This is a genomic window from Priestia sp. VA7 (assembly GCF_055710015.1).
Window position 1 is genome coordinate 249,757 of sequence record NZ_JBVQPN010000004.1, and the last position, 24,538, is coordinate 274,294.

Annotated in this window: 25 protein-coding genes; 18 read left to right on the forward strand and 7 right to left on the reverse strand. The window is 37.9% G+C overall.

Annotation, left to right across the window (positions count from 1 at the left end; all coding sequences use genetic code 11):
* Positions 1-309 precede the first annotated feature (309 nt).
* The 6 genes from AC0C45_RS19070 (at position 310) to AC0C45_RS19095 (ending at position 6,957) form a co-directional block, all read left to right on the forward strand.
* Complete coding sequence (locus tag AC0C45_RS19070) at positions 310-1,302, forward strand: YibE/F family protein (protein WP_034652795.1); 993 nt, start codon at positions 310-312, stop codon at positions 1,300-1,302.
* A complete protein-coding gene (locus AC0C45_RS19075) occupies positions 1,299-2,075 on the forward strand; it encodes a YibE/F family protein (protein WP_034652793.1) in 777 nt (258 codons plus the stop codon). The genes AC0C45_RS19070 and AC0C45_RS19075 overlap by 4 nt, the downstream gene beginning before the upstream one ends.
* A 286-nt stretch (positions 2,076-2,361) precedes the next feature.
* Positions 2,362-2,712, forward strand: coding sequence for an ArsR/SmtB family transcription factor (locus AC0C45_RS19080; RefSeq protein WP_013056623.1), 351 nt, complete (start codon positions 2,362-2,364; stop codon positions 2,710-2,712).
* Positions 2,713-2,727: 15 nt separating this feature from the next.
* Positions 2,728-4,026 carry an arsenical efflux pump membrane protein ArsB gene (locus AC0C45_RS19085; protein WP_047931916.1) on the forward strand — a complete coding sequence of 433 codons (1,299 nt, stop codon included), beginning with the start codon at positions 2,728-2,730 and terminating at the stop codon, positions 4,024-4,026.
* Positions 4,027-4,291: 265 nt separating this feature from the next.
* Positions 4,292-6,445, forward strand: coding sequence for a DNA topoisomerase III (locus AC0C45_RS19090; RefSeq protein ID WP_472928538.1), 2,154 nt, complete (start codon positions 4,292-4,294; stop codon positions 6,443-6,445).
* 113 nt (positions 6,446-6,558) lie between these two features.
* Positions 6,559-6,957 carry a PaaI family thioesterase gene (locus tag AC0C45_RS19095; protein ID WP_016763798.1) on the forward strand — a complete coding sequence of 133 codons (399 nt, stop codon included), beginning with the start codon at positions 6,559-6,561 and terminating at the stop codon, positions 6,955-6,957.
* A gap of 4 nt (positions 6,958-6,961) precedes the next feature.
* On the opposite strand, the gene AC0C45_RS19100 is transcribed toward AC0C45_RS19095, so the two are convergent.
* Positions 6,962-7,591: an NUDIX hydrolase gene (locus tag AC0C45_RS19100; RefSeq protein ID WP_257063833.1), complete on the reverse strand. Its 630-nt coding sequence runs from the start codon at positions 7,589-7,591 to the stop codon at positions 6,962-6,964.
* Between the two features lie 81 nt (positions 7,592-7,672).
* Here AC0C45_RS19100 and AC0C45_RS19105 point away from each other — a divergent pair, with 81 nt between their 5' ends.
* Complete coding sequence (locus tag AC0C45_RS19105) at positions 7,673-8,416, forward strand: DUF421 domain-containing protein (protein ID WP_053215308.1); 744 nt, start codon at positions 7,673-7,675, stop codon at positions 8,414-8,416.
* Positions 8,417-8,629: 213 nt separating this feature from the next.
* Here the strand turns inward: AC0C45_RS19105 and AC0C45_RS19110 are convergent, their stop codons facing one another.
* A complete protein-coding gene (locus AC0C45_RS19110; RefSeq protein WP_047931914.1) occupies positions 8,630-10,147 on the reverse strand; it encodes a tannase/feruloyl esterase family alpha/beta hydrolase in 1,518 nt (505 codons plus the stop codon).
* Positions 10,148-10,439: 292 nt separating this feature from the next.
* On the opposite strand from AC0C45_RS19110, the gene AC0C45_RS19115 reads away from it, so the two are divergent.
* Together AC0C45_RS19115 and zwf are read left to right on the forward strand one after the other, a co-directional pair.
* Complete coding sequence (locus tag AC0C45_RS19115) at positions 10,440-11,351, forward strand: AEC family transporter (RefSeq protein WP_016763802.1); 912 nt, start codon at positions 10,440-10,442, stop codon at positions 11,349-11,351.
* A gap of 125 nt (positions 11,352-11,476) precedes the next feature.
* A complete protein-coding gene (zwf, locus tag AC0C45_RS19120; RefSeq protein WP_472928542.1) occupies positions 11,477-12,976 on the forward strand; it encodes a glucose-6-phosphate dehydrogenase in 1,500 nt (499 codons plus the stop codon).
* 150 nt (positions 12,977-13,126) lie between these two features.
* On the opposite strand, the gene AC0C45_RS19125 is transcribed toward zwf, so the two are convergent.
* Positions 13,127-13,795 carry a GntR family transcriptional regulator gene (locus AC0C45_RS19125; RefSeq protein ID WP_016763804.1) on the reverse strand — a complete coding sequence of 223 codons (669 nt, stop codon included), beginning with the start codon at positions 13,793-13,795 and terminating at the stop codon, positions 13,127-13,129.
* Between the two features lie 209 nt (positions 13,796-14,004).
* Here AC0C45_RS19125 and AC0C45_RS19130 point away from each other — a divergent pair, with 209 nt between their 5' ends.
* Positions 14,005-15,060: a tartrate dehydrogenase gene (locus AC0C45_RS19130; RefSeq protein ID WP_016763805.1), complete on the forward strand. Its 1,056-nt coding sequence runs from the start codon at positions 14,005-14,007 to the stop codon at positions 15,058-15,060.
* Between the two features lie 335 nt (positions 15,061-15,395).
* Positions 15,396-16,604, forward strand: coding sequence for an MFS transporter (locus AC0C45_RS19135; protein WP_257063748.1), 1,209 nt, complete (start codon positions 15,396-15,398; stop codon positions 16,602-16,604).
* A 128-nt stretch (positions 16,605-16,732) separates the two neighbouring features.
* Here AC0C45_RS19135 and AC0C45_RS19140 read toward each other — a convergent pair whose 3' ends face one another.
* On the reverse strand, positions 16,733-17,056 hold the full coding sequence (locus tag AC0C45_RS19140) for a winged helix-turn-helix transcriptional regulator (RefSeq protein ID WP_014460492.1): 324 nt from the start codon (positions 17,054-17,056) through the stop codon (positions 16,733-16,735).
* 355 nt (positions 17,057-17,411) lie between these two features.
* Between AC0C45_RS19140 and AC0C45_RS19145 the strand changes: the two genes are divergently transcribed.
* The 3 genes from AC0C45_RS19145 to AC0C45_RS19155 all read left to right on the forward strand — a co-directional run bounded on the left by AC0C45_RS19145 (position 17,412) and on the right by AC0C45_RS19155 (position 20,520).
* Positions 17,412-18,161 carry a GTP cyclohydrolase II gene (locus tag AC0C45_RS19145; RefSeq protein WP_170943785.1) on the forward strand — a complete coding sequence of 250 codons (750 nt, stop codon included), beginning with the start codon at positions 17,412-17,414 and terminating at the stop codon, positions 18,159-18,161.
* Positions 18,158-19,249: a bifunctional diaminohydroxyphosphoribosylaminopyrimidine deaminase/5-amino-6-(5-phosphoribosylamino)uracil reductase RibD gene (gene ribD, locus AC0C45_RS19150; RefSeq protein WP_237893906.1), complete on the forward strand. Its 1,092-nt coding sequence runs from the start codon at positions 18,158-18,160 to the stop codon at positions 19,247-19,249. The genes AC0C45_RS19145 and ribD overlap by 4 nt, the downstream gene beginning before the upstream one ends.
* Before the next feature lie 395 nt (positions 19,250-19,644).
* On the forward strand, positions 19,645-20,520 hold the full coding sequence (locus AC0C45_RS19155; protein ID WP_014460489.1) for a helix-turn-helix domain-containing protein: 876 nt from the start codon (positions 19,645-19,647) through the stop codon (positions 20,518-20,520).
* Between the two features lie 305 nt (positions 20,521-20,825).
* Here AC0C45_RS19155 and AC0C45_RS19160 read toward each other — a convergent pair whose 3' ends face one another.
* Together AC0C45_RS19160 and AC0C45_RS19165 are read right to left on the reverse strand one after the other, a co-directional pair.
* A complete protein-coding gene (locus AC0C45_RS19160; protein WP_013056671.1) occupies positions 20,826-20,972 on the reverse strand; it encodes a hypothetical protein in 147 nt (48 codons plus the stop codon).
* 12 nt (positions 20,973-20,984) lie between these two features.
* Positions 20,985-21,209: a DUF3892 domain-containing protein gene (locus AC0C45_RS19165; RefSeq protein ID WP_016763809.1), complete on the reverse strand. Its 225-nt coding sequence runs from the start codon at positions 21,207-21,209 to the stop codon at positions 20,985-20,987.
* A gap of 104 nt (positions 21,210-21,313) precedes the next feature.
* On the opposite strand from AC0C45_RS19165, the gene AC0C45_RS19170 reads away from it, so the two are divergent.
* From AC0C45_RS19170 to AC0C45_RS19185, 4 genes are all read left to right on the forward strand, one after another.
* Positions 21,314-21,994 (forward strand): class I SAM-dependent methyltransferase, encoded by a 681-nt coding sequence (locus AC0C45_RS19170; RefSeq protein ID WP_257063745.1) that lies wholly within the window; start codon positions 21,314-21,316, stop codon positions 21,992-21,994.
* Positions 21,995-22,059: 65 nt separating this feature from the next.
* Positions 22,060-22,188, forward strand: coding sequence for a YuzL family protein (locus AC0C45_RS19175; RefSeq protein ID WP_013056674.1), 129 nt, complete (start codon positions 22,060-22,062; stop codon positions 22,186-22,188).
* A 375-nt stretch (positions 22,189-22,563) separates the two neighbouring features.
* On the forward strand, positions 22,564-22,833 hold the full coding sequence (locus tag AC0C45_RS19180; RefSeq protein ID WP_013082822.1) for a CD3324 family protein: 270 nt from the start codon (positions 22,564-22,566) through the stop codon (positions 22,831-22,833).
* Between the two features lie 135 nt (positions 22,834-22,968).
* Positions 22,969-23,613: a FusB/FusC family EF-G-binding protein gene (locus AC0C45_RS19185; RefSeq protein WP_034652765.1), complete on the forward strand. Its 645-nt coding sequence runs from the start codon at positions 22,969-22,971 to the stop codon at positions 23,611-23,613.
* Between the two features lie 76 nt (positions 23,614-23,689).
* On the opposite strand, the gene AC0C45_RS19190 is transcribed toward AC0C45_RS19185, so the two are convergent.
* On the reverse strand, positions 23,690-24,532 hold the full coding sequence (locus tag AC0C45_RS19190) for a sulfurtransferase (protein ID WP_026106555.1): 843 nt from the start codon (positions 24,530-24,532) through the stop codon (positions 23,690-23,692).
* Between the last annotated feature and the right edge of the window lie 6 nt (positions 24,533-24,538).

Here is a 24,538-nt window from a genome sequence, read left to right on the forward strand (position 1 = left end):
GTGTACCTAGAGTATGTCTTACTCTATAACGCTCATAATAAACGAATGAAAAGACTGCAAAGGGAATTTAGATCTCTTTGCAGTCTCTTCATGTTCAAGAGCTCTGCGTTCAAATAATAACCAGAAAGGAATTATGTGATGTCACCTCTGTATTCCCAGCATATAAGGAATCTTTTTTCGAAGCAAAAGTTTAATAAATTATCGCGTAAACAAATCTTTCTCTATATACTAGGAATTTGCTGTTTGTGTATAGCGCTAATAGTTACAAACCACAATTATTCGCTTTATAAAAAACCGATAGCGGAGGTAGTGAAGACGAATGTTGTAGAACAAAATAAATCTACTGATTTAAATCACAACAAAGATACCGTATATTCTCAAAAAATTGTTGCTAAAATCATGAACGGAAAATATAAAGGGAAGCTTATCCATTTAGAGAATACGTACTCATACTCAGGTGCTTATGATCAAAAGTACACTGTAGGAACAGATCTTTTTGTCTCCTTAGAAAAGAATTCACAGCATGCTTTAAGCGGCACGATTGAAGGAGTGAAGCGGGACACGCAGGTTACCGCTGTCGCGGGCTTATTTATACTGATTTTGCTGGCTATTGGAAGAAAGCAAGGTTTTTATTCGATCATTAGCTTATTTATTAATATTGTCCTTTTAATCGGGGCCCTTAATGTATATTTAGCACTAGGGAATGTGAGCTTGCTAGCTGTATGTATTGTAGCTGTCGTTCTTTTTACAGTTATTTCTTTGTTATTAGTAAGCGGTAATCAAGAAAAAACGCATGTAGCGATTATTTCAACTTTAATAGGTACATTTGTTTCTCTTTTAATCGCGTATGGTGTCATGCAACTGACAGATTCTAATGGCCTTCATTATGAAGGAATGGAGTTTGTGACGATTCCTCCTCAAAAAATATTTATGAGTGAGGTACTAATAGGATCTTTAGGAGCTGTTATGGATGTAGCGATTACGATTACTTCTTCTGTTTATGAACTATATGAAAAGAATAAAGAGATAGCGCACAAAGACTTACTGAAATCGGGCAAGGAAATTGGCGGAGACATTATGGGAGCCATGACGAATATTTTATTTTTTTCATATATAAGTGGAACAATTCCAATGGTTCTTCTTTATTTAAAAAACGGTTCTCCTTTAGGATACACGTTTTCAATGAATTTCTCGTTAGAGTTAATTCGTGCTCTTACTGGCAGCATTGGCATTGTTTTAACGATTCCAATTACACTCTATCTTTCGATTCTTTTTATTTTTAGGAAGGGGAACAGAAAGTGAACGTTTTACTGTTGCTTGCTCTTATTTTATTTATTCTGATGAGTATGGTGGGCGGAAAAAAAGGAATTAGATCTTTCCTTGCTTTGTTCTTGAATTTTGGCGTTATTTTTCTAACCATTCTCTTTATGCTGTCTATAAAAAATACGATTATTGTTACGTTGATCGCTTGTACAATCATTAGCTGCATTAATTTATTTTATATTAATAAATTCAATCATAAAACGCTTGCTGCGTTTGTTTCAACGATTATTACCTTAGCCGTTTTAGTGTTCTTTATTTTTATCATTGAACATCATGCCATGATTCAAGGGTTTGGAGAAGAACAAGAAGAAGAAATTAACGCTTTTTCACTTTACGTTGGAATTGACTTTGCTAAAATAGCCATTTGTACAATTATTATGGGAGCCATAGGAGCGATCATTGATATTTCGCTATCTATTTCATCTTCTATGAATGAATTATTTGTTCATGACCCATCCGTAACTAAAAAAAATCTCTTCAATTCAGGACTGAAAATCGGAAGAGATATTTTAGGCACTACAACCAATACACTGTATTTTGCATTTGTAGGGGGATATTTGACTTTGATTATATGGTTTAAGAGATTGTCGTATTCGTTTGGAGATATTATCAATTCAAAAACCTTTTGTGCAGAAGTCATTTCTATCTTAAGCGGAGGCATTGGTGTAGCCATTATTATTCCAATTACTTCGTGGATTAGTGCCTCTATTTTTTTACAAAAAAGAGAAAAAGCGAACCATATGTACAAATAAAAAAAGAAAAATTATAAGGAAATGTCCATCCAACTGGTAGTCAGTAATATTTGGATGGGCATTCACATTATTGGTGGAATGTTGAAAATATATTTGTAGTATTATGTGCTAGATTTGGTTTAGATTAGTAAGGGAAAATAACTTCTTTAAATCCTGAGACAACTACCAAATCACTTTTAGTTTACTAAAAAATTGTAAAATATTTAGAAATCAATTATAGTAATGAGCATTAATACATAAGCACATTATTATCTATCAACTGAAAGGGAGTAGGAGGTATTCATTAATGAGCACAAAATCTATAGATAGTATTGAAAAGGCAGCCCAAATCTTAAAATTATTGGGAGATAAAACAAGGCTTTCGATGGTTAAATTAATAGAGAACAATGAATGCTGTGTTTGTGAGTTCGTAGATATCTATCAAGCTAGCCAACCTTCAATTAGTCAGCATTTACGAAAATTAAGAGATGCTGAACTTGTGAAGGAAAGAAGAAAAGGGCAATGGGTTTTTTATTCTCTTAATAAAGAAAGCCAGTACTATGAGTTTGTTCTGGGCATACTTGAATCTGTACCAAGTCAGGACGAACGTTTAAAAGAGCTGGAAAAACAAGGACTGCGTATTAGTTGTTGTGAATAATTGGAGGTTTAAAAAGTGGCATCAGTTGTACTAGCATCATTGATTTTTTTAGTAACATTAATTTTTGTCATTTGGCAGCCGAAAAATTTATCAATCGGCTGGTCGGCTTGCGGGGGAGCTATGATTGCTTTACTGGCAGGCGTTGTTGATTTTCAAGACGTTCTTGAGGTAACCAGCATTGTGTGGAATGCGACTCTTACGTTTATTGCTATTATTATTATTTCTTTAATTTTAGATGAAATTGGTTTCTTTGAATGGGCAGCGCTTCATATGGCTAGAGCTGCAGGAGGGAACGGCGTGCGTATGTTTGTTTACGTGTCTCTTCTTGGAGCCGTTGTAGCAGCGCTATTTGCTAATGACGGAGCAGCGTTGATTTTAACACCCATTGTACTAGCCATGGTTCGGGCATTAAAGTTCGACGATAAAATGGTTTTTCCGTTTATTATCGCAAGTGGATTTATTGCAGATACAACGTCGCTGCCCCTTGTTGTTAGTAACTTAGTAAATATCGTATCAGCCGACTTCTTTGGTATTAGCTTTTCTGAATTTGCATCACGCATGATTGTTCCAGATTTGGTTTCTCTGTTTGCAAGTATTATGGTCTTATATCTGTATTTCCGCAAAAGAATTCCTAAGAAATACAATGTAGCAGATTTACAGAAGCCAGTGGATGCCATCAAAGATGAAAAGATGTTTCGGTTATCTGGAATTGTCTTAGTTTTGTTAGTACTAGGCTATTTGATTGGAGAATTCTTTAGCGTCCCTGTTTCGATTATTGCAGGTATGATTGCTATTCTGTTTTTGATGATGGCTAAAAAAAGCCGAGCGGTTCATACAAAAAAAGTGTTACAGGGAGCTCCATGGGCGATTGTCTTTTTCTCTATCGGCATGTATGTTGTTGTATACGGCTTGCGTAATGCTGGTTTAACAGAAATTCTGGCTGATGTAATCCAAGCAACGGCTAGCCATGGACTGTTTGCAGCAACAATTGGTATGGGATTCACTGCGGCTATTCTTTCATCGATTATGAACAATATGCCAACCGTTATGATTGATGCACTAGCAATCGATGCCACACACGCAGCTGGAACAATCAAGGAAGCGCTCGTTTATGCAAACGTTATTGGATCGGATTTAGGTCCGAAAATTACCCCGATTGGTTCTTTAGCGACGCTTTTATGGCTTCATGTTCTTTCAACAAAAGGCGTGAAAATTTCATGGGGAACGTATCTTAAAACGGGTATTATCTTAACGATTCCGACATTGTTTATTACGCTTGTTGGTTTGTATATTTGGTTATTGATTATTTCATAACACGTCCCAAAGGAGATCTGTTTTAGTCGATATGATAATGGCTGTTGCCAGAAAAATTCAGATATGCATCAAAGCTGTAGAAAATGATCTACAGCTTTTTTATTGAAAAGCTATAACGGACAGCGACACGTTTTTAAAATGAGATAGGTATCTCTCATCTAAACTACTTTTCTCCTCATTCATACTCCAACAGCTCTTTCTATGATAAAATAATAAAACTGACTAAGTTTCACATGGAAATTTGAAATGTAAGGTGATTAAATACATGAAGTTAATTATTGCAGAAAAGCCGGATCAAGGGTCAACGCTCGCTTCACAGTTTAAGCCGAAGCGTCACGACGGCTATTTAGAGATTCCACCGAATGAAGTGTTTACAGACGGAGCATATGTAACGTGGGCAGTGGGTCATTTATGCCAGCTTGTGAGTCCGGAAGATTATAAGCCGGAGTGGAAAAAGTGGTCAATTGACACGCTGCCGATGATTCCAGACCGTTTTCAATATGAAGTGACGCGCTCAAAAGCGAAGCAGTTTCAAGTGGTAAAAAAGCTGCTTAAAAAGCCAACGGTCACAGAAATTATACATGCGGGAGATGCGGGGCGCGAAGGAGAATTAATCGTTCGTAATATCATTCAGCTGTCAGGTGTGCATAAGCCGATGAAGCGATTGTGGATTTCTTCTTTAACGCCAAAAGCCATTTATGATGGGTTTCAGCAGTTAAAAGACGAAAGCGATACGCGTAACCTTTATTATGAAGCATATACAAGAGCATGTGCAGATTGGGTCGTTGGGATGAATGCTTCACGGGTGTATAGCATTTTGTTAAAAAAGCATGGTATGTCAGATGTTTTTTCGGCAGGGCGCGTGCAGACGCCAACTCTTGCTTTGATCGTGAAGCGTGAAAAAGAAATTGATAACTTTAAATCAGAGCCTTTTTGGGAAGTGCTTGCTAAGTTTGATATTGAAGGAAAGAAGTATGAAGGCAAATGGCATCAAGACGGAGAATCGCGTCTTAAAGAAAAAGAAATGGCCTATAAAATTGCTCAGTTTTGCGAAGGAAAAGACGCGGAAGTTCATGAACTCGTAACGGAGAGAAAAGAGTTCCAGCCGCCTTTATTATTTAACCTATCATCACTTCAAGCAACCGCCAATAAAGCGTTTAAGTTTTCTCCTAAAAAGACGCTTGATGTGCTGCAAGGGCTGTACCAGAAAGGAATTGTTTCTTATCCACGATCAGACTCAAACTATGTAACAGAAGGAGAAGCGGAAACGTTTCCTGAGATTTTAGAAAAACTGAGTGCTTTTTCTGAATACGAACATTTATTTCCGCTTCCGTACGCTTCAATTCTAGGAAATAAACGCTATGTAAATGCAAAAAAAGTGAGCGATCACTATGCGATTATTCCAACGGAACAAGTGAAAGACCCCAGCAAACTGTCAGGAGACGAACGGAAAATTTACGACCTAGTCGTAAGACGTCTAATTGCGGCACACTATGAAAAAGCGATTTTCGACTATACAACGATTACGACACTCGTGGAAAAGCGAGCAGCTTTTATTTCAAAAGGAAAGCAGCAAATTCAAGAAGGCTGGCGCAAAGTAATTTTTCAAAACGAGAAAGATGACGACGTTATTCTTCCGAATGTCCAAGAAGGGGAAGAAGGAAAAGTTGTTAAAGTAGACGTAAAAGAAGGTAAAACACAGCCCCCAAAACGCTACACGGAAGGTCAGTTGATTACGCTGATGAAGACAGCAGGCAAGCATTTGGATAATGATGAGCTGGAGAAAATTTTAGCAAAGTCAGAAGGGTTAGGGACTGAAGCTACGCGTGCGGGAATCATTACAATGCTTAAAGACCGTAAATATATTGATGTGAAAAAAAACCAAGTGTTTGCGACTGATAAAGGAAAGGTATTGATTGACGCGATTGGCGATAAAATTTTAGCTTCACCAGAAATGACGGCTAAGTGGGAGCAGCGTTTAGCTGAAATTGGAGAAGGAGCAGCATCGGCCGCTGCTTTTATGGAACAAACAAAAAAGCTGTCAGCTAAAATTATCGAAGACGCTGTCGAAGCAGAAAGTAAGTGGAACTTCAGCGGATACGACACTGAATCCATTCAGCGAAAAGGAAAAGGCAAAGGTAAAAGCTTCTCTTCTAAATCGTTTGGTTCGTGTAAGGTTTGCGACGGAAAAGTAGTCGATAAAGGTTCATTTTACGGATGCTCAAACTATGCAAAAACCAAATGCACGTTTACCGTATCGAAAAAGATTTTAGGTAAAACAGTCACCCAAGCTAATTTAAAAAAACTGTTAAACGAAGGACAGACAGATTTGATTGAAGGCTTTAAAAAAGGCGATAAAACCTTTAATGCCAAGTTAGAATGGAAAGAAAATAAAGTACAGTTTTTATTTGAAAAATAGAGGGATAAAAAGCGTTTGCTAAAGAGCAAGCGCTTTTTGCATGCGAAGAAACAGGATTTCTCCAGCTTTTCTAGAATTTCTTACATAGCTTATTTATGTAAAGGATGAGATTGATGAAACGAACGGGTAAAGGGATGATTCCGTTTTGGGATTATATTGGCATTGAAGAAACGCTGCTTGAAAAAGGATATGCGGAGTTAAAAATCACGATTCAGCCGCAGCTTCTGCAAGGAAGGGGAACGGTTCATGGAGGCGTTATTGCCACGCTTATCGATGCGGCGGTTGGTTCAGCTGTGCGGTCTTCTCTTTCTGAGGCTGAAAGTGCCAGTACAGTTGAATTAAAAGTAAATTACACAAGGCCGGGTATAGGTGAATATTTAGTTGCTAAATCCACACTGTCTCATCGCGGCAAAACGCTTGCTGTTGGAGAAGTGAAAATTGAAGACAGCAGCGGTAAGCTTGTTGCGCTTGGCAGTGCAACATATATGATTTTTTCAGCAGAAAAAGCTTAGGATTCTAAGCTTTTTCTGCTGAATGCAGCTGCTGGCTAATGAATGCAATGATCGTTTTATAGTAAGCTTTGGGATGAGGAGCAAATTCACTTTTATGGGCTGTACGGTGAATCGGCTCTTTTTTATTTGTTATCCCTTCAATGATCAGTTCTGTTTGATTTCCAAGCCACAGTTCGCAAAAGTGAGAAAACGGCGCTTTTACAAGACCTGATACTTCTTCTTGCTGCAACGTAAACGCATTAAGAGGGTGAGGGCTGTAGTATAAAAATACGTGTGCAAACTCTTTGTCAATATAGTGCGGCTCAGATACTTCATATTTAAATACATCTAAAGGAAGCAATTCATCAAACGAAATGTTTACGCCAAGCTCTTCGTGAATTTCTCTTACACCGTCCACAGCGGTTTCTGTATGAAGCAAATGTCCGGCAGCTGTGATATCAAGCGCACCGGGATAATCTTGTTTTTGTTCGCTGCGAATTTGAAAATAAATATAGTCTATATCATTTTCACGGCTGACAAACCAGCAGTGAAACGCTTCGTGCCAATAGCCTTTTTCGTGAACTTCTTTGCGAGACGCTGTTCCTATGCGCTCTTGTTGATCGTTAAATACGGTTAACACTTCATCGTTCATTATAAAACCCCCATTTGTTTCCTACTTCTTTCTACTCTAACCTGCCATGAAAGTTATGTAAATAATGGAAGGTGGAAATCTGCGTTGATCCATATAAATATGCACAAAATAAAAGATACATCAATTTTAGTAAAGAAGGTGCATGCGTTGAATCATTGGATGGAAGTGGTACTTCGTTCAGTGCTGATTTTACTTGGCTTGTTTTTTATCACAAAGCTGTTGGGGAAAAAACAGTTATCCAAACTTTCTTTTTTTGAATATATTGTGGGCATTACAATTGGAGATATTGCAGGAACAATTTCAATGGATGTAGATTTACAGGCAAGTCACGGGGTAGTCGCAATTTTAGTGTGGGCATCGTTTCTTATTTTTGTATCAAACGTATCGTTAAAAAGTATAAGCTTTCGAAAAGCGGTGGAAGGGACAACAACGACCCTCATTAAAGAAGGAAAAATTCTTGAGGGAAATGTAAAAAAAGAAAAATATACAGTAGATGAGCTCATGGAGCAGCTTCGGAAAAAAGACATCTTTTACGTAGAAGACGTAGCTTTTGCTATGCTCGAAACCAACGGGGAATTAAGCGTGCTGTTAAAAAAAGAAAAGCAAAACGTTACGAGAGAAGATTTATTAATAAAAGGAGAGGCGACACGATTACCTCAAACGATTATCATGGACGGAAATATAATGAAAGAAGCTGTTCATGAGCTGGGATATAGCGTAGCGTGGGTTAAAGAGCAGCTCAAAAAGAAAGGTGCTGCAGTCGATAAGGTATTTTTAGGTCAAGCAGACTCAGCAGGTCATCTGTATCTTGATTATTATGAAGACTAAGGATGGGACAAAAGCATTTTCCCCTAAGTGAAAAACGAACCATTAATCAACATGTTTGATTAGTGGTTCGTTTTTTGTGATGGTGAATATAGTTTTATTTGTTTCGTTCCTTCTAGCAGTTGCACGGAAATCAACTGCGGTGTAATAAGCAGTCCAGCTCATGTATCTCATTTGTTCGTCTTTAGGTTGGATTCATTTAGTTATGTTTCAACCTTAGCGTGGATCTACTTCTTGTCCGGATTTTATATCCATTACTTTAAGGTTATTTTGAGGTGCTTTAATATCTTTACTTGCAGGCGCTGCTTTTTTATTTTCCACCCAGTCTACTAACAAATCAAAAGATTGATGGGCATATGGAAGCAGGGGCTGAAGCTCTTGATTTGGATCCGTTTGTTTATTCCATACTAAGCTGTCAACGTGATTTCCGTTTTTAACGGTATAAAGGCGATGAAGATTTGCCTTGCCGGCTTTTTTAACGAGCTTTTCATAGCCTTCCGCGTGAATAGACGGGAAGATAAGTGAGTCGAGAGAGCCAGTCATACTAATAAGAGGCACATCAATGTCGCCCGTATTTTCTACTTTTGCTACATTTTCTTTTACACTTTTTGGACGAGTTTGATAGCGATAATTTTCAAAGATATAATCCCATGAGCGATCACGTAGACCTGCTGAAGTAAAGTTTAAATAGTTGTGCCAGTTTGTTCTTCCTGGAGCAGTTGGATCAAAGTGATCACGGTAAATGTTTAATGTGACCGCCCAGTACACTTGATCATGATAATTCCATAATTTTTCTGATCCTTTTGGAAGACCTGCTTTATACATTTGTTTAATGGCTTTTTGCTGTTCTTTTCCCGTTCCGTACAGCGCTTCTTCTGCGTTGTTGACAACAGGTGTTAGTGAGCTAATTAAATTGGGCGCTTTTGCACTCCATAATACGCCTTCCCAATCGACGCCTCCATCAAATAAACGAGGCTCTTTTGTTTGCTTTGGATCATCATGTTCAAGTGCGTATCTGACAACGTATCCACCGTTTGAAATGCCAATTGCATACGTCGGTACTTTATGATTGTTTCGAATCAAATCGCTTGCAGGATTTTTTCGATTGGACGGGTTGATTAGCTTGTCTGAATAATGAGTAGTCAAGTATTGCTGGGCAGCTTTTGTCAGTTGACGATAGCGCATATTCCATTCTGCTACGCTGTCGTCATCGTTAGCGAGTGCATTTTTTACTTTAGCAAAAGGATCGTTAGGGTCACTTTCTCCTTGCGTTCCTTTATCGGTGGCTGCAAATGCATAGCCTTTTTTAAGAACGTAATCGCTGAATAATAAATCGGTGGACGTTTCGTTGCGCGTGGCAGGAATGCCGGCTACTACAAGTTTTCCGTTCCAGTTATCAGGAACACGGATGACGAACTGAGCGTCTTCAAAAATGCCATTTACTTGGGTTCCTTTGACCGCAGCGGGCTGATTGATTCGATACCAGCCCGATCCATCTTCAGGTTTCCCCCAGTTATAAGGAGTAAGCCCAATATTGCCATAGAGCGTAGCCTGCTGATATTGAGCGGGGTTTTTAGTGGTGAGCCAATTCCCGTTCGCTCCGTCAAAATAGGTTTCTGCTGACTGATCAGCATTTGGGATTACATCTGTGTTGTTAGAAGCTTCAGCAAGAGATCCTGAAGCTGAAAAACAAAGAGCAGCAGAAAAAGTAAGCGCTATCATTTTTCGTTTCACGTTTCTTCCTCCTCATAAAAATACTACATACCTTTTAAATAAATTCCATAAAAAAGAAAAATGTCCTGTTTTAAAATCAGTTTGGAGGAAATTTTTTTCATTTGTTTCTAAGCTGTTTGTGTCTAACAAACAGGTAAACTGCATCCAATTCTCTAGTTTCTTTTTAAGCTGCTTATATTATAATGAAACAAGGATTAAAAAAGACAGGGTAAAACAATCGATTAAATAAGTATAAAAGATATGAAGAACGTTTCTATAAAACGTTTATCTTAGAGGGCAAGGGAGTAGGTCTATGAGCAGCTTTAACAGTCAGTTTTTGTATTCCGTTACAATCATTCTATTAGGATACATACTAAAACGAACAAACCTCCTTCAGCAAAAAGACGGGGAAGCTTTAGCCAGAATTATTTTTAATATTACAATGCCTTGCTTGATTATTGTCACATTCAGCAGTATTAAAATTGATGGATCGCTTATCTTACTATTAGTTATTGGGATTGTCTATGGCTTGCTGTTAGCTGCTGTAGGGGTTTTTGTTTTTCGAAAAGATGAGCGAAAAGTGAAAGGCATGCTGACGATGATGATTCCAGGATTTAATATTGGAATGTTTGCTTATCCACTAGTAGAAGGTATCTGGGGAAAAGAAGGGCTTAAATACTTTGGTATGTTTGATGTCGGAAATGCCTTTGTTATTTTTGTTTTATGCTATGTGATTGGCAGCTACTACTCAGGAGATAATATTGACATTGAATTTAAAAAGATTTTATATAAAGTATTAAAATCAATGCCGCTTCTTACCTATGTAATCATTTGTCTTCTTGCGATTATAGGCATTCATTTACCATCATACGTATTAGACGTTTCAGGCATTATCTCGAAAGCGAATATGCCGCTCTCTCTTTTGCTTTTAGGCGTATATTTAAATTTCTCGTTCCAAAAAAGCTACTTGAAAAAAATTATTATGTTTTTAAGTATCCGCTACGTAATCGGACTCGGCGTAGGAATTGCGCTGTTTTTCCTGCTTCCATTTGAAGATATGTTCCGGTATACAATCTTAGTTTGCTTCATTCTACCGGTAGCGGGTTCAGTTTTACCTTACGCAGTAGAATTCAAATACGATCAAAAATTTGTCGGCACCGTGTCAAATATGACGATTCTGCTGAGCTTTTTGCTGCTGTGGGGAATGACAAACATTTTAATGTAAATAGCAAAGGACGCTCACACTTGTGAGCGTCCTTTTTGATGAAAAAAGGATATTCCCAAATAAACAGAGGTAAGCTAGGAGAAGAGAAAATCCATCATACATACAACCTGACGGGAGGAAAAAAAGTGGAGTCCTTAACTTTTGTTTTATTTGGCGCAACGGGTGATTTAGCAAAAAGAAAAATCTTTCCCGCTCTTTATAATTTATTTACAGACAAAAAGCTCCCTGATGCTATTTCTATTATTGGATCGGGGTACGAGCAGATGTCTCATGAGGATTTTAAAGAGCGTGTAAAGCAATCTATAAACGATTTTTCGAGACGGAAAATGGAAAGTAACGAAGAAGATTTTTTGTCCCTGTTTCATTATCAAGCAGTAGACGCAAGCAAAACAGAAGATTACGAACAGCTGCTGAAACTTGTGAATGAGCAAGAAACAACTCATGGAAGTAAAGGAAATCGTTTGTTTTATTTGTCCGTAGCACCCGAATACTTCGATGTAATTGCTCTGCATATAAAAAAAAGCGGCTTGGATCAAACCAGCGGCTGGAAGCGTCTTATGATTGAAAAGCCGTTTGGACATGATCTTGTTTCAGCAAGGGAGCTTAATGAAAAGCTAACCAGTACTTTTAAAGAAGAAGAAATTTATCGAATTGATCATTATTTAGGTAAACCGATGGTGCAAAATTTAGAAGCACTTGAATTTACGAACCCCGTGCTGCAATCGCTGTGGAATAATAAACACATTGCAAATGTCCAAATTACAGCAAGTGAAACAGTCGGTGTTGAAAATCGTGCAGGGTATTATGATCATACGGGGGCCATACGCGACATGATTCAAAATCATATGCTACAGCTTCTCATGATGACAGCTATGCATCTTCCAAAACGAATTTGCTCAGAAAACATTTTAGAAGAAAAGCAAAAAGTAATGGAGTCACTGAGGAAAATTCAAGCGAAAGAAGTAGCTCGCGATGTTGTACGAGGGCAATACGGAAGCGGAGAAATCGATCACAAATCTGTTAGAGGATACAAAGAAGAGCCTGGCGTAGAAGCAGACTCTAACAATGATACGTTTGTGGCAGCACGTTTATGGATTGATAATCCATTTTGGAAAGGCGTTCCTTTTTATATTCGAACGGGCAAACGAATGAAAGAAAAATCAACTCGCATCGTCGTAGAATTTAAAGATTCTTTAAAAGGTCTGTACGAAACTCCTTATGACAAAGTAGCACCAAACTTATTTATTATTGAAATTAGTCCAAGCGAAAACGTCGCTTTGCAGCTTAACAGCAAAAATCCATTAAAAAATGGTGTTATTGAGCCGGTTCGTATTACGTTTTCAAGAGAAGAAGAAAGTGTACCGGAAGCATATGAACGAATTATTTACGACGCATTAATCGGCGACTCTACATTTTTTGCTCATTGGAAAGAAGTAGAGCTATCTTGGCAGTGGGTGCAGCCTGTATTAAATGCATTTGAAGCTGACATGCTGCCGCTTTATGAATATCCATCGGGTTCACAAGGTCCTGAAGAAGCCCAGGAATTAGTGGAACAAGAAGGCTTTAAGTGGTGGCTCGATGACGATGAACATGGGGAAGCACCTGGAGTGTTTTTACCTATTTAAAAAAAGAGGCTAGGACAAAATTTTTTTCGTTGAAGAAAGATCCGAACGATAAATCGAGATTCTTGATGGAGGCTCTCGATTCATCGTTCGGATTCTTTTATTTATGTATCTCATTTGTTCGTCTTTGGATTGAATGAGTTTAGTTATGTCTCAATCGCTTTTGGTGTTTAATCGTTTTTGTAAATGAACAAGGTCATGATGTAAATGTTTTTGCATATGTTCAACAGCTTTTAAACTGCGTTTTTTCATAAAGGTGAACACTTGCTGATGCTCATCTAAAATCTCAGCAGCGCGTCCTTTACCTTTAAAATTAAGCACCCGACAAAAATAAATCAATACATTTACGCTATCGAGCTGTTTTTTTAGATGTTTATTATGACTGGATTGAAGAATCAGCTGATGAAAATGTTCATTTAGCTCAATAAGTCGAGAATCCTCGGCTCCTTGCTTTATTTCCTCAGCGGTTCTATCTAACAGCTGCTCAATGAAAAGAAGCTCTTCATCAGAAGCGCGAGTAATACACAGCTCAATGGCTAAAGACTCTAAAGCTGTACGAATTTGATAAATTTCTTCTACGTCTTCAGGAGACAGGGAATAAACAATAAAGCCTGTTTTTTGATCTGCAACTAAAAGGCCGTCTTTTTCTAATAAACGCATTGCTTCTCTTATTGGAGAGCGGCTAACCCCAAATGCTTTAGCTAGCTGGGTTTCATTGATTCGCTGGCCCGGTTTATATTCACCGTTCACAATCATTTGCTTAATTTTTTCATAAAATTGAAGATAGTATGGTAACGGCTTATGTAAATCAAAATTGTTCATTGATATACCTCGTTTATTTATAATCATTTATTTCCTAATTATAATACGCTTGTTAATAAGAGTCATAATAATTTTGAATTTTTGAAAGGAATGAGTATATTCAGAATTTTCTTGATGAAAGCGTTCTTTTTACGTATAATCAAATAGATAATACCAGTCGACGGTCGACCGATAGGTTTTTTACATAAAAAGACGCAGGGGGATTTTTGATGAAAACGTTAAAAATAGCGAACATACCAGGAGATGGAGTAGGAAAAGAAGTTGTGCCGGAGGCGGTTAGGGTCCTTCATACGATTGCAGATCTTCACGGGGGGTTAAAATTTGAATTTACAGAATTTCCTTGGAGCTGTGATTATTATTTAAAGTACGGACAGATGATGCCGGAAGATGGGCTAAAGCAGCTTCAACACTTTGACGGAATTTTTTTAGGAGCCGTAGGAAATTTAAATCTTGTGCCAGATCACGTGTCGCTATGGGGTCTGCTCATTAAGATTCGTCGAGAATTTCAGCAGGTAATTAATATTCGTCCAGCCAAGAGGTTAAAAGGCATTGCATCTCCACTCATGAACCCAAACGATTTTGATTTAATTGTTGTTCGTGAAAATAGTGAAGGAGAATACAGTGAAGTAGGAGGCCGGATTTATCAAGGAGAAGATCAAATTTCTATTCAAAATGCGGTTTTTTCTCGAAAAGGAACAGAACGAGCGATGCGCTACGCATTTGAATTAGCTTCTAAAAGAAAAGCAAAAGTTACAAGCGCAACGAAGTCAAATGGAATTGTTCATTCCATGCCGTTTTGGGACGAAGTGTTTCAAGATGTTGCCAAGAGTTATCCTCATATTGAAACAGACTCACAGCACATCGATGCGCTGGCGGCTTTTTTCGTTACAAATCCAAGTCGTTTTGATGTCATTGTGGCAAGCAATTTATTTGGAGATATTTTAACAGATATTGGAGCTGCTATTATGGGAAGTATTGGCGTTGCTCCTGCTGCAAACATTAATGTGAACGGAAAATATCCTTCGATGTTTGAACCGGTACACGGGTCTGCTCCTGATATTGTCGGAAAAGGAATTGCAAACCCAATCGGACAGATTTGGACGGCTAAAATGATGTTGGATCATTTTGGTGAACAAGAAGTAGGCAGTCATTTATTAGAGGTTATCGAGCAAGTGACAGAATCGGGCATCATTACACCAGATGTTGGAGGCAGCGCAACTACTAGTGAAGTAACGGATCAAATTATTTCTCATTTAAAGAAGTGAAGGTTCTAAAAGAGGCTAGGACAAAAGAATATTAGACGAAGTGAAAAACGAACCATTGATCAAAGTGTTTGATTCATGGTTTGTTTTTTTTTGTGGTAAACGTAGGTCTCATGTGTGTAGGTCTTTCTAGCAGTTGGTTGGAGGGCAAGGCGAAGATTCCCGCGAAAAGCGAAGCCTTGGACGGAAATCAAAATCGATAAATACATGTTGACACTTACATATATGAACCCTATAATAGTTTGAGTTGAGATAATTCGTATACATATTATTTCTAGACTATGATTTAGTTTGTTTTAATAAATAGATACGAATAAACAAATAAAAGGAGGAAAATCATGCAGAAATCGAAATTATGGACAAAAGATTTTTTAGCGGTCTCATTGACCAGCTTTTTTGTTTTTGTCATTTTTTATATGTTAACTGTCACATTGCCGCTGTTTGCAACAGATGAACTTCATGCAAGTAAACAAAGCCTAGGGCTAATTGTGACAATCTTTTTAGTGTCCGGTATTGTGTTCAGACCGCTAGCCGGTAAGTGGATGACAACATTAGGACAAAAGAAAGTACTATTAATAGGTGTCTTTATCTTTTTAATTGGTTCTGTTTTATATATGAATATTCACTCATTATCTGCGCTGCTGCTGCTGCGTGTGCTTCATGGTATTGGTTTTGGAATGAGCACAACTGCTACAGGAGCAATCGTTGCAAATGTAATCCCAGAACAGAGAAAAGGAGAAGGGATGGGGTACTATGCGACGTTTATGAACTTAGCGATGGTAGTAGGTCCGTTTGTAGGCTTAACGTTAACAAATACTTTGAGTAATACAGCGGTCTTTACCGTTGCGGTTGTATCTTCTGTTTTAGCAGTATTATGCAGTCTAGTACTTCGTGTACCTGATGTCCAAGCTTCTTCTGCAACAAATGAAATACAGCCAGCCAAAGGTCTTGCGGCGTTTTTTGAATACCGTTCGCTGCCTATTTCTGTTGCTGGCCTTGTGGTAGCTTTTTCATATGCAAGTGTTATTTCGTTTGTGTCTATTTATGCAAAAGAAATGGGCTTTACGCAAGCTTCAAGCTTTTTCTTTGTTGTATACGCGGTGTGCTTATTAGCTTCTCGACCTTTTACTGGAAAATGGTTTGATCAATACGGAGAAAACAGCGTGGTATATCCGTCCATTTTATCTTTAGCTATCGGTATCTTTTTACTTAGCCAAGCGACAACAAGCTGGGTGTTTTTATTAGCTGGAGCATTGATTGGATTAGGCTTTGGAACGATTACATCAAGTTTTCAATCCATTGCTGTAAAAAAAGCTTCTCCTCATCGCCGAGGTGTCGCCACCGCTACGTTTTTTGTGTTTTTTGACTCTGGAATGGGTTTAGGGTCCTTTTTATTAGGCATTTTATCTACAGCAGCCGGGTATAAAGGAATGTATGTCTTCTGTTCCATTGTTGCTCTTTTAGCTATAGCAGTATACCTTGTATTGCACGGCCGAAAAAGCCAGAAACAGCGCATTATTTCTCAAAATGAATCATTAGGAAAATAACATAAATAAAAAAAGGCGTGCTCAAGGGGAGCATGCCTTTTTTATTTATGGAGCTCTAAAGAAAACGAAAACGGCTGTGAGTGAGTATATCGATATAGAAGCCCTCCTGATTTCTTTAGAGATTTCTTTTATTCCACTTCTTCTTTTGTAATCCACTCACTGGACCATGTCTGAATTTCCTGAATTACCGGCGCTAGTGCTAATCCTTTGTCGGATAATGAATACTCGATTCGAACAGGAGTTTCCGGAATAACTGTACGAATGACGATTCCTTCATGCTCTAATTCTTTTAAGCGCTCGGATAAGAGCCTTCCGCTTACTGGAAGTGCTTCTTGCATTTGAGAAAACCGCTGTGAGCCGGAAAGTAGCTGAAAAATGATCAAACTCGTCCAACGTTTCGTTAGTATAGTAACAGCCTTTTCAAAACGTGGGCAGAGTGCTAAACCGTCCATGTTATTACCTCCATTCTCTTCCTATATTATAAAACAAAGTCAGCATTTTATCTAGTGTTGTGTAATTTAATTACTTAAAGATTATAAATTACTTTACGTATTTATATTTTGATTATATAATTTATATAATTATAAAAGTTAATTACTAAAAGTAACAAAAAGAGCATAAAAGCTTTACAAGATAAATGTATCGTCATATAATACTTTAAGCAAGTAAAGTCACTTACTTTTAGTAAGCTGATACATCAATTAAAAAAGATAAATGTAGTGAATTGCTAAAAAAATGGTTGTTCATGTGAGAGATTGAGCACAATGTGAAAATAGTAGATAAGTGAAAGACACATAAGAGGAGGAAATGACTGTGATTAACCAAAAAGTTGTTTCAATTTTAAAAGATAAAATTAACGTAGTAAAAAATGAAGACCATTTTATTTATATAGTAGGGCCTATTACGCTTCCTGTGAATCTGGATGGCGAGACACAAGTATTTAGTTGGTATTCATGGTTGCGTTCTGATAATGTAAAAGAAGGATCTTTAAGTACGGAAGAGCTTATTGAAAAAATGCAAGGAGCTAATTTAGCTGATATGCAGCAATCTAGTGTTCTTGTGTACGGAGATTTTCAAGAATCGCATGAGGCACTCATTCGTATGCACAGTATCTGCCATACGGGAGATATATTCGGAAGCAAACGCTGCGACTGCGGTTTTCAATTAAAACAATCAATGAAAATGATCGTCGAAAATGGGAGCGGAGCGCTATTTTATTTAGCAAATCATGAGGGACGCGGCATTGGACTATTCAGCAAAGCAATGGCATACGTTCTTCAAGAAAACGGATTTGATACGGTAGAAGCGAATGAAGGGTTAGGATTTGAAGATGATACTCGCAGCTATAGTGATGCCATCAGCGTGTTAAAAGTGCTGCGCCAAAAACCGGTTACGCTGATTACCAATAATCCGAAAAAGCTAATCGCGCTTGAGAAAAACGGCGCACTTTTATCAGGGCGCGTTCCACTTTGGGGAGATGTATCGCAGTTTAATGAAAAGTATTTGGATACTAAAGTTAAACGTTCAGGACATTTAAAAGAGGAGGTTCTTCTTTGATCAATCACGAATTTTATATGAATATAGCTTTACAAAACGCAAAATCAACAAAAGGACAAACAGAGCCAAATCCGCTTGTAGGATCGGTCATTGTAAACGATAATCGAATCGTTGGAATTGGTACGCATTTAAAAGCTGGCGAACCGCACGCTGAAATTCACGCGCTGCGAATGGCTGGCGAACAAGCAAAAGGAGCGACTGCTTACGTAACGCTAGAGCCTTGTTCACACCACGGACGTACAGGTCCTTGTGCTGAAGCGCTAGTTGAAGCCGGTGTAAAAAAAGTGGTCATAGCAACTTTAGACCCCAATCCTTTAGTAGCAGGTAATGGGGTCGGAATTTTAGAAAACGCAGGCATTGAGGTTATAACAGGTGTATGTGAAGAAGAGTCACGTCAAATGAATGAGGTCTTCAATAAGTATATTGTAACGAAGAAGCCGTTTGTTTCATTAAAGTCAGCGATTACGTTAGACGGTAAAATAGCAACTGCTTCTTCTCACAGCAAGTGGATTACGTCTGAGGAAGCTCGTTTGGATGTACATCAGCTACGTCATGAAACAGCGGGTATCTTAGTAGGGGTGAATACGGTCATTAAGGACAACCCCGAGCTGACAACTCGCATTGAAGGCGGCCGCAGTCCAATTCGTATTGTGATGGATTCAAAGCTGCGCATGCCGCTTGAATCTAAGCTAGCAACGGATTCTTTAGCTCCAACGTGGATATTTACAAGTCAGGGCTATTCAAAAGAAAAAAAAGAACAACTCGAAAAGCAAGGCGTCGAAGTATTTGTTACAAGCGGTGAGGACAAAGTAAATCTTGAAGATATGCTTTCTATACTAGGTGAGAAATTTGTGTCGTCTCTTTTAATTGAAGGAGGGGGCGAAGTGAATGCCGCATTCTTGGAAAATCGTTTAATTGATAAATTGGTGCTGTATATGGCTCCAAAGCTTTCAGGAGGAAAAGAAGCTCCTACTTTCCTAGAAGGAAAAGGCGTAGAGAAAATGTGGGACGCAGTGGACGTGGAGCGTCTTTCTGTGACGTCAATCGGCAAAGACTTTAAATTTGTTGGATATCCTGTTTATAAATAAAAATGTGAATGAGAATGGAACAAAAATATGTTAGTTGAAGGAAGATCCGAACGATTTATCGTTCGGATTTTTTGCTGTTATGGTGAACATAGGTTTCATGTATGCAGGTGCTTTTAGCGGTGTAACAAGTGATCTATATTAGCTTATTCATCCTATTTGTTCATCTGTAGACTGGATTGATTTCGTTATGTCTCAATATTATTTTTTCAGAGGATTTTTTAGAGAAGAGAAATAATACACTATTTTACTCTTATAGATTAATTTGCTATTATAGGGAATGGTCAATTTCGAAACATTGTATAAATTTTTAACGTGTTTACTGTTGACTATCTAAATAAAATCACTATATGTTTATAGAGAGAATATATTATGTGAAAGTAAGGGTGAGAAAAGAGATGAGAGAGTATAGAATTGGGAGTGTTATGAGAGACCTTCGCAAAATGGCAGGGTTGACACAACAAGAATTATCAAGAGACATTTGTACACAAGCGCAAATCAGCAAAATTGAAAACGGTGAAGAATATCCATCAAGCATTACCCTCTATAAAATTTCTAAGCGCCTTGGCGTAGATGTTAACTACTTTTTTGATAGTGTAGAATCACCTCGACTTGATTACGTAGATGCGGTTCAATCGTTAATTCGTCAATATATTCGTCAGAGAGATTATGATGCTATTCATAATATCATTGTAAAAGAAAAAGAAAGTCCGCTGTTTCAAAATCCGCTGAACAAGCAATTTTTAATGTGGCACGAAGGTATTTGCGTGTATTACATTCATCATAATAAAGAAGATGCGCTGTCTAAAATGTACCAAGCGATCGAGCTTACTAAGCAATCGGCAACGTTTTATAAAGAAAGAGAAATTGAAATTTTAAATAGCATTGGAATTATTCTTTATGAAGAGAAAGAGTATGAACAGGCTCTAGATACATATCAAACAGCACTCAAAAGCTTAAATGAGCTGCCCCAAACAAAAGACGAAAATATAAAAATTAGAATTTTAAATGCACTTGCCAAAACGCTTGGAGATATGAGTAACTATGATGAATCATTAATATATAGCAACCGAGGAATCGATTTGTGCATTAGTAATGAATCAATGTATTTATTTGGAGAACTTCATTACCAAGCAGGAGAGAGCTTAATCAAATTAGGTAAAATTGAACAAGGTAAAGAATATATGGAAAAGTCTATGACCATTTTCACCCTGCAACGAAACGAGCGATTCGTCAAGCTAGTAGAAAAAGAACTTGAAGCTCTATTTGTTTAAAATATTCCTATCATTATAATTTTTGAGAAATTTCTATCAAAATGGAGAAAATCCATGGTTTTAAGGTGATAAATGCTGATAGAAAGGAATTCATCTACTTTTATCCTGTGATACACTAGAGTCAAATCAAAGAAAGAGGAGGAAATAATTATGAAAAAAGTATTAGTCGGTATGGCATTAGCGTTTACATTAGTAGCAGGTGTTGCTTCAGTTGGAACAAGCGTGGCAACAGGAGATTTTTCAACATTAGGTCTTCCTAGCCAACATTAATAAGAAAAAGCCGTGCTAAGAAGCACGGCTTTTTCTTATTGTGTTTTACTTGACTGATCTTTGTTGCGTTTGTTTCCCTTTGAATTATCCCCGCTTGAAATTTCTTCACCCATTTCTACAAGGTGGTGCTGTGTTTTTGGATTACTTTGATTAGCGCTTCCTTTGTTATTCTTTTTAGTCATCTTCATTCTCCTTTAAAACGATGGCAATGCATCGAGATTATTTGTTTTGTCATGGTCAGGAATGCTGCGAATATACGTACCGCCGTCTTTCCCTACAAAGGTACTCACATGCTCAACGTCCCCGGCTTCTACTTTCTTTAACGCTGCTTCATAGGCTAAAACGTCTCCTGAAGCCGTTTGGAATTCTAAGAGGTCACCGTCTGCATTTTTACGTACTGCAACGAAACGTTCTTTCATACAAATAAACACCTTCCTTTACATCTATATGGTTGCTGAAATAGTCGTTTTTATTCACTGTAAAAAGTGATAAGGTAAAGAAAAGAGTGCAAAGGGGATAAAAAATGACAACATTTAATTGGCATGATCAAGCTCAAGACGAGTGGAACCAAAAAGTATCATTTTGGAATAGCCGAAGTGAAGAAATGTGGAAAAACGGAAGCCGGAAAACAGTGATTCCATTCATTCAAAAACATCTTAAAAAAGGCGCTTTGCTAGCAGACGTCGGCTGCGGTGATGGGTTTGGGACGTCTCTTCTAGCCGCTTCTGGATATAAAGCAATCGGTCTTGATTTATCAGAAGAAATGATTCAAAAAGCATCTCAACTGCATAAAAGTGAAAATTTGTCGTTCGCTCAAGCTGATATTATGAAGCTCCCGCTGTCTTCTGAATCAGTAGAAGGGGTTATGGTAATCAACGCCCTGGAATGGACGGAGCACCCGCGATTAGCTCTGAAGGAATTGCACCGAGTTGTAAAAACAGGAGGATATGCATGTGTAGGTATTCTTGGACCAACTGCTCACCCTCGTACCAATAGTTTTCAAAGACTATATGGTGAAGACGTTATTTGCAATACGATGATGCCGTGGGAGTTTGAACAGCTTGCAAAAGAAAATGGATGGGAAGTAATCGATGGCGAAGGTGTATATAAGCGAAATGTTACAGATAAGCTGATTGGACAGCTCCCAAATGAATTAAAGCAAGCCTTAACGTTTCTATGGCTATTTATGCTCAAGAAACAATAAAAACAGCACACCTCTCCTTATATGTAGCTGTACAAAGGGTACACTACAAACTGGAGGTGAGTGACATGAGTAAAATTAAAAAAGACCGCTCAAAATCAGAGCTAGGTTCACCAAATGTAGAAGGACAAGGGACGACCACTTCTGAACAAGGTGTTCAAAGCAGTTCAGCTAACAAAAAGCAGAAGCGTTCATAACAAAAATAAAACGAATTTGCAGGGAGAACAACGAGCTCCCTGCAAGTTCGTTCTATTTATGGGGTCAGTTTTATAAATAAGAAGGTATTGTGTGCAAGATTATAGATAGCTTATAATAAAATCTGAGCCAATAATTGTAATTTTATACAAGATTGGTTTACAGCCGATGTAAAGTGGAGGTGTAATAAATGGTAAATAAAAGATGTTTACCGGATACTGCAGCGTCTCATGCAAAGCCTGATATTAGAAAGGCGATACTTTGCATGGGGTGGACGGTTTAGTAATAGACATCGCCTAACCGCGCATATCTCATTTCTAATATATACGGCTTTGCCCCTTATTGTATAAGCAAAACCACATAAGGAGCTGGCAGAAATGACGTATGTAAAAGCAACAAATATTTTACCTGAAGAGCTGATTAGTGAAATTCAAAAATACATTCAAGGAGAAACCATTTATATTCCAAAGCCGCAGAAGGAAAAAAGAAAATGGGGAACTTGCTCTGGTGGAAGAAAGTTGATTGACGAGCGAAACGAACGGATTAAGAATTTGTTTGAAAAAGGAACTTCAATTGAGGAACTAGCCCGTGAATACTTTTTATCAACCGAAACCATCAAAAAAATTGTATATAAAAAGCAACGGTAGAAATCAAGCGCTGGCAACTGAATGCCCGCGCTTTTTTAGGTATAGTTTATTTCTGATTTATTTTTTACATTTCATAAAAGGAATTCGTACGGTAAAGTAAAAATTAGCTAATTAAATGAAGAAGGAGTGAAGAACGTGGAAGCGTTTATAAGAAATGATCAATATAATTTTATCAAAAGCCAAACGCAAATTCTTATCAATGGGCATGGAACAGTAAACAATTCTGATGTGCTGCAGGCTTTAAAAGCTCTTGCAAAAGAAAAAGTATTAAATGTGTTTGAGGTTCTTAGCGAGGAACAGGAAGAATTACTGCTGTCAGTTGCTGAAGTTAGAAATAAGGAGCAAGCAGAGGTGTTTTTAGAAACGATAAAGCCTTACGTGATTCCATTTAAATCTTTTACAGAAGCTGGCGTGAAAAAGCTGTTTCCAAAAGTGAAAAAGTTAAAAGTTCCTTCTGCTGATAGCATTGATCTAACGAGCATTTCCTATGTCAGCTGGATCGATAAAGGCTCAAATAGAAAGTTTATCGTAGCGCAGGAGCCGTATACCCAGAAGTTAAAAGGCATTCAAGGAACGTTTAAACCTATCAACCAGAAAGGAATATGCACGCTTTGCCACAGCTACGAGGAAGTCGGTATGTTCACTGCTGAAATCAAAGGAACTGTTCAAGGGACATTTACACAACGAGGAAATTATATTTGTCAAGATAGCGAAGCATGTAATCAAAATCTGCTTACCTTAGAGCGGCTTCATGACTTTATATTAAGGCTCAGTAAATAACATGCGGCTAATAAGAAGAATACAAAAAGAGAAGGTTCAGCCTCTATACTTTTGGTGAGACTGAACCTTCTTTGTGCTATCTTGTTTTCTCAATGGGATTGTCACGATAGCTAATCCAATCGCTCCAGCTGCCGGCATATAATTTTACATTTGGAAAACCTGCTGATTTTAAAGCTAAAACGTTCGGGCAAGCAGATACACCCGATCCGCAGTATACAATGATTTCAGCATGAGAATCAATAGCTGAAAACATTTCCTTCCACTCTTTATCTGTTTTCCACAAACCTTCTGAAGTTAACACATCTTTCCAGAAAGAATGAATGGCGCCTGGGATATGTCCTGCCACAAAATCAATGGGTTCTTCTAAGCCGAGATATCTCCTTTTTTCACGAGAGTCGATCAGAATAACATTAGGGTTATGAAGATTCTCTTTTACGTATTCAACTCCTGCAAGTCCCCAATCTTGTTGAACGAAAGGTACAAACGTTTGAGGAGAAGCTTCTGGTACGTTCTTCGTTGTTTCATATCCCGATTGCTTCCAGTTATTAAAACCTCCATTTAAAATTTTTACGTCTTCAATTCCTATATATCGCAGTAGCCACCATGCTCTTGAAGCCATCATTCCGTTTTGTTCATCATAAACGACGACTTTTGAATCAGCATTAATTCCTAAGCTGCCGAGCTTTTGAGCTAGCTTTTGAACGTCAGGCAGCGGGTGTCTGCCTCCGAGAGAAGCAGCTGCAGAAGACAAATCTTTTTCTAAATCCAAATAATGAGCATCCGGGAGGTGCTCATTTTGATAAGCACTTGCACCTGCCTCAGAATTCCCAAGGGTAAATCGGCAGTCAAGCAACACAATGGAGTGTTGGGGTTGCTGTAATGCAGTATGTAAGTCAACTGGTGAAATAATAGTATTCATAACATT

Bases quoted from the DNA above. Each gene is read 5' to 3' on its own strand.
- AC0C45_RS19080 (WP_013056623.1), top strand. From the start codon at position 2,362: ATGAGCACAAAATCTATAGATAGTATTGAAAAGGCAGCCCAAATCTTA.
- AC0C45_RS19090 (WP_472928538.1), top strand. From the start codon at position 4,292: ATGAAGTTAATTATTGCAGAAAAGCCGGATCAAGGGTCAACGCTCGCT.
- AC0C45_RS19095 (WP_016763798.1), top strand. From the start codon at position 6,559: ATGAAACGAACGGGTAAAGGGATGATTCCGTTTTGGGATTATATTGGC.
- AC0C45_RS19115 (WP_016763802.1), top strand. From the start codon at position 10,440: ATGAGCAGCTTTAACAGTCAGTTTTTGTATTCCGTTACAATCATTCTA.
- AC0C45_RS19125 (WP_016763804.1), bottom strand. From the start codon at position 13,795: ATGAACAATTTTGATTTACATAAGCCGTTACCATACTATCTTCAATTT.
- AC0C45_RS19130 (WP_016763805.1), top strand. From the start codon at position 14,005: ATGAAAACGTTAAAAATAGCGAACATACCAGGAGATGGAGTAGGAAAA.
- AC0C45_RS19135 (WP_257063748.1), top strand. From the start codon at position 15,396: ATGCAGAAATCGAAATTATGGACAAAAGATTTTTTAGCGGTCTCATTG.
- AC0C45_RS19140 (WP_014460492.1), bottom strand. From the start codon at position 17,056: ATGGACGGTTTAGCACTCTGCCCACGTTTTGAAAAGGCTGTTACTATA.
- AC0C45_RS19145 (WP_170943785.1), top strand. From the start codon at position 17,412: ATGACTGTGATTAACCAAAAAGTTGTTTCAATTTTAAAAGATAAAATT.
- AC0C45_RS19155 (WP_014460489.1), top strand. From the start codon at position 19,645: ATGAGAGAGTATAGAATTGGGAGTGTTATGAGAGACCTTCGCAAAATG.
- AC0C45_RS19160 (WP_013056671.1), bottom strand. From the start codon at position 20,972: ATGACTAAAAAGAATAACAAAGGAAGCGCTAATCAAAGTAATCCAAAA.
- AC0C45_RS19165 (WP_016763809.1), bottom strand. From the start codon at position 21,209: ATGAAAGAACGTTTCGTTGCAGTACGTAAAAATGCAGACGGTGACCTC.
- AC0C45_RS19170 (WP_257063745.1), top strand. From the start codon at position 21,314: ATGACAACATTTAATTGGCATGATCAAGCTCAAGACGAGTGGAACCAA.
- AC0C45_RS19175 (WP_013056674.1), top strand. From the start codon at position 22,060: ATGAGTAAAATTAAAAAAGACCGCTCAAAATCAGAGCTAGGTTCACCA.
- AC0C45_RS19180 (WP_013082822.1), top strand. From the start codon at position 22,564: ATGACGTATGTAAAAGCAACAAATATTTTACCTGAAGAGCTGATTAGT.
- AC0C45_RS19190 (WP_026106555.1), bottom strand. From the start codon at position 24,532: ATGAATACTATTATTTCACCAGTTGACTTACATACTGCATTACAGCAA.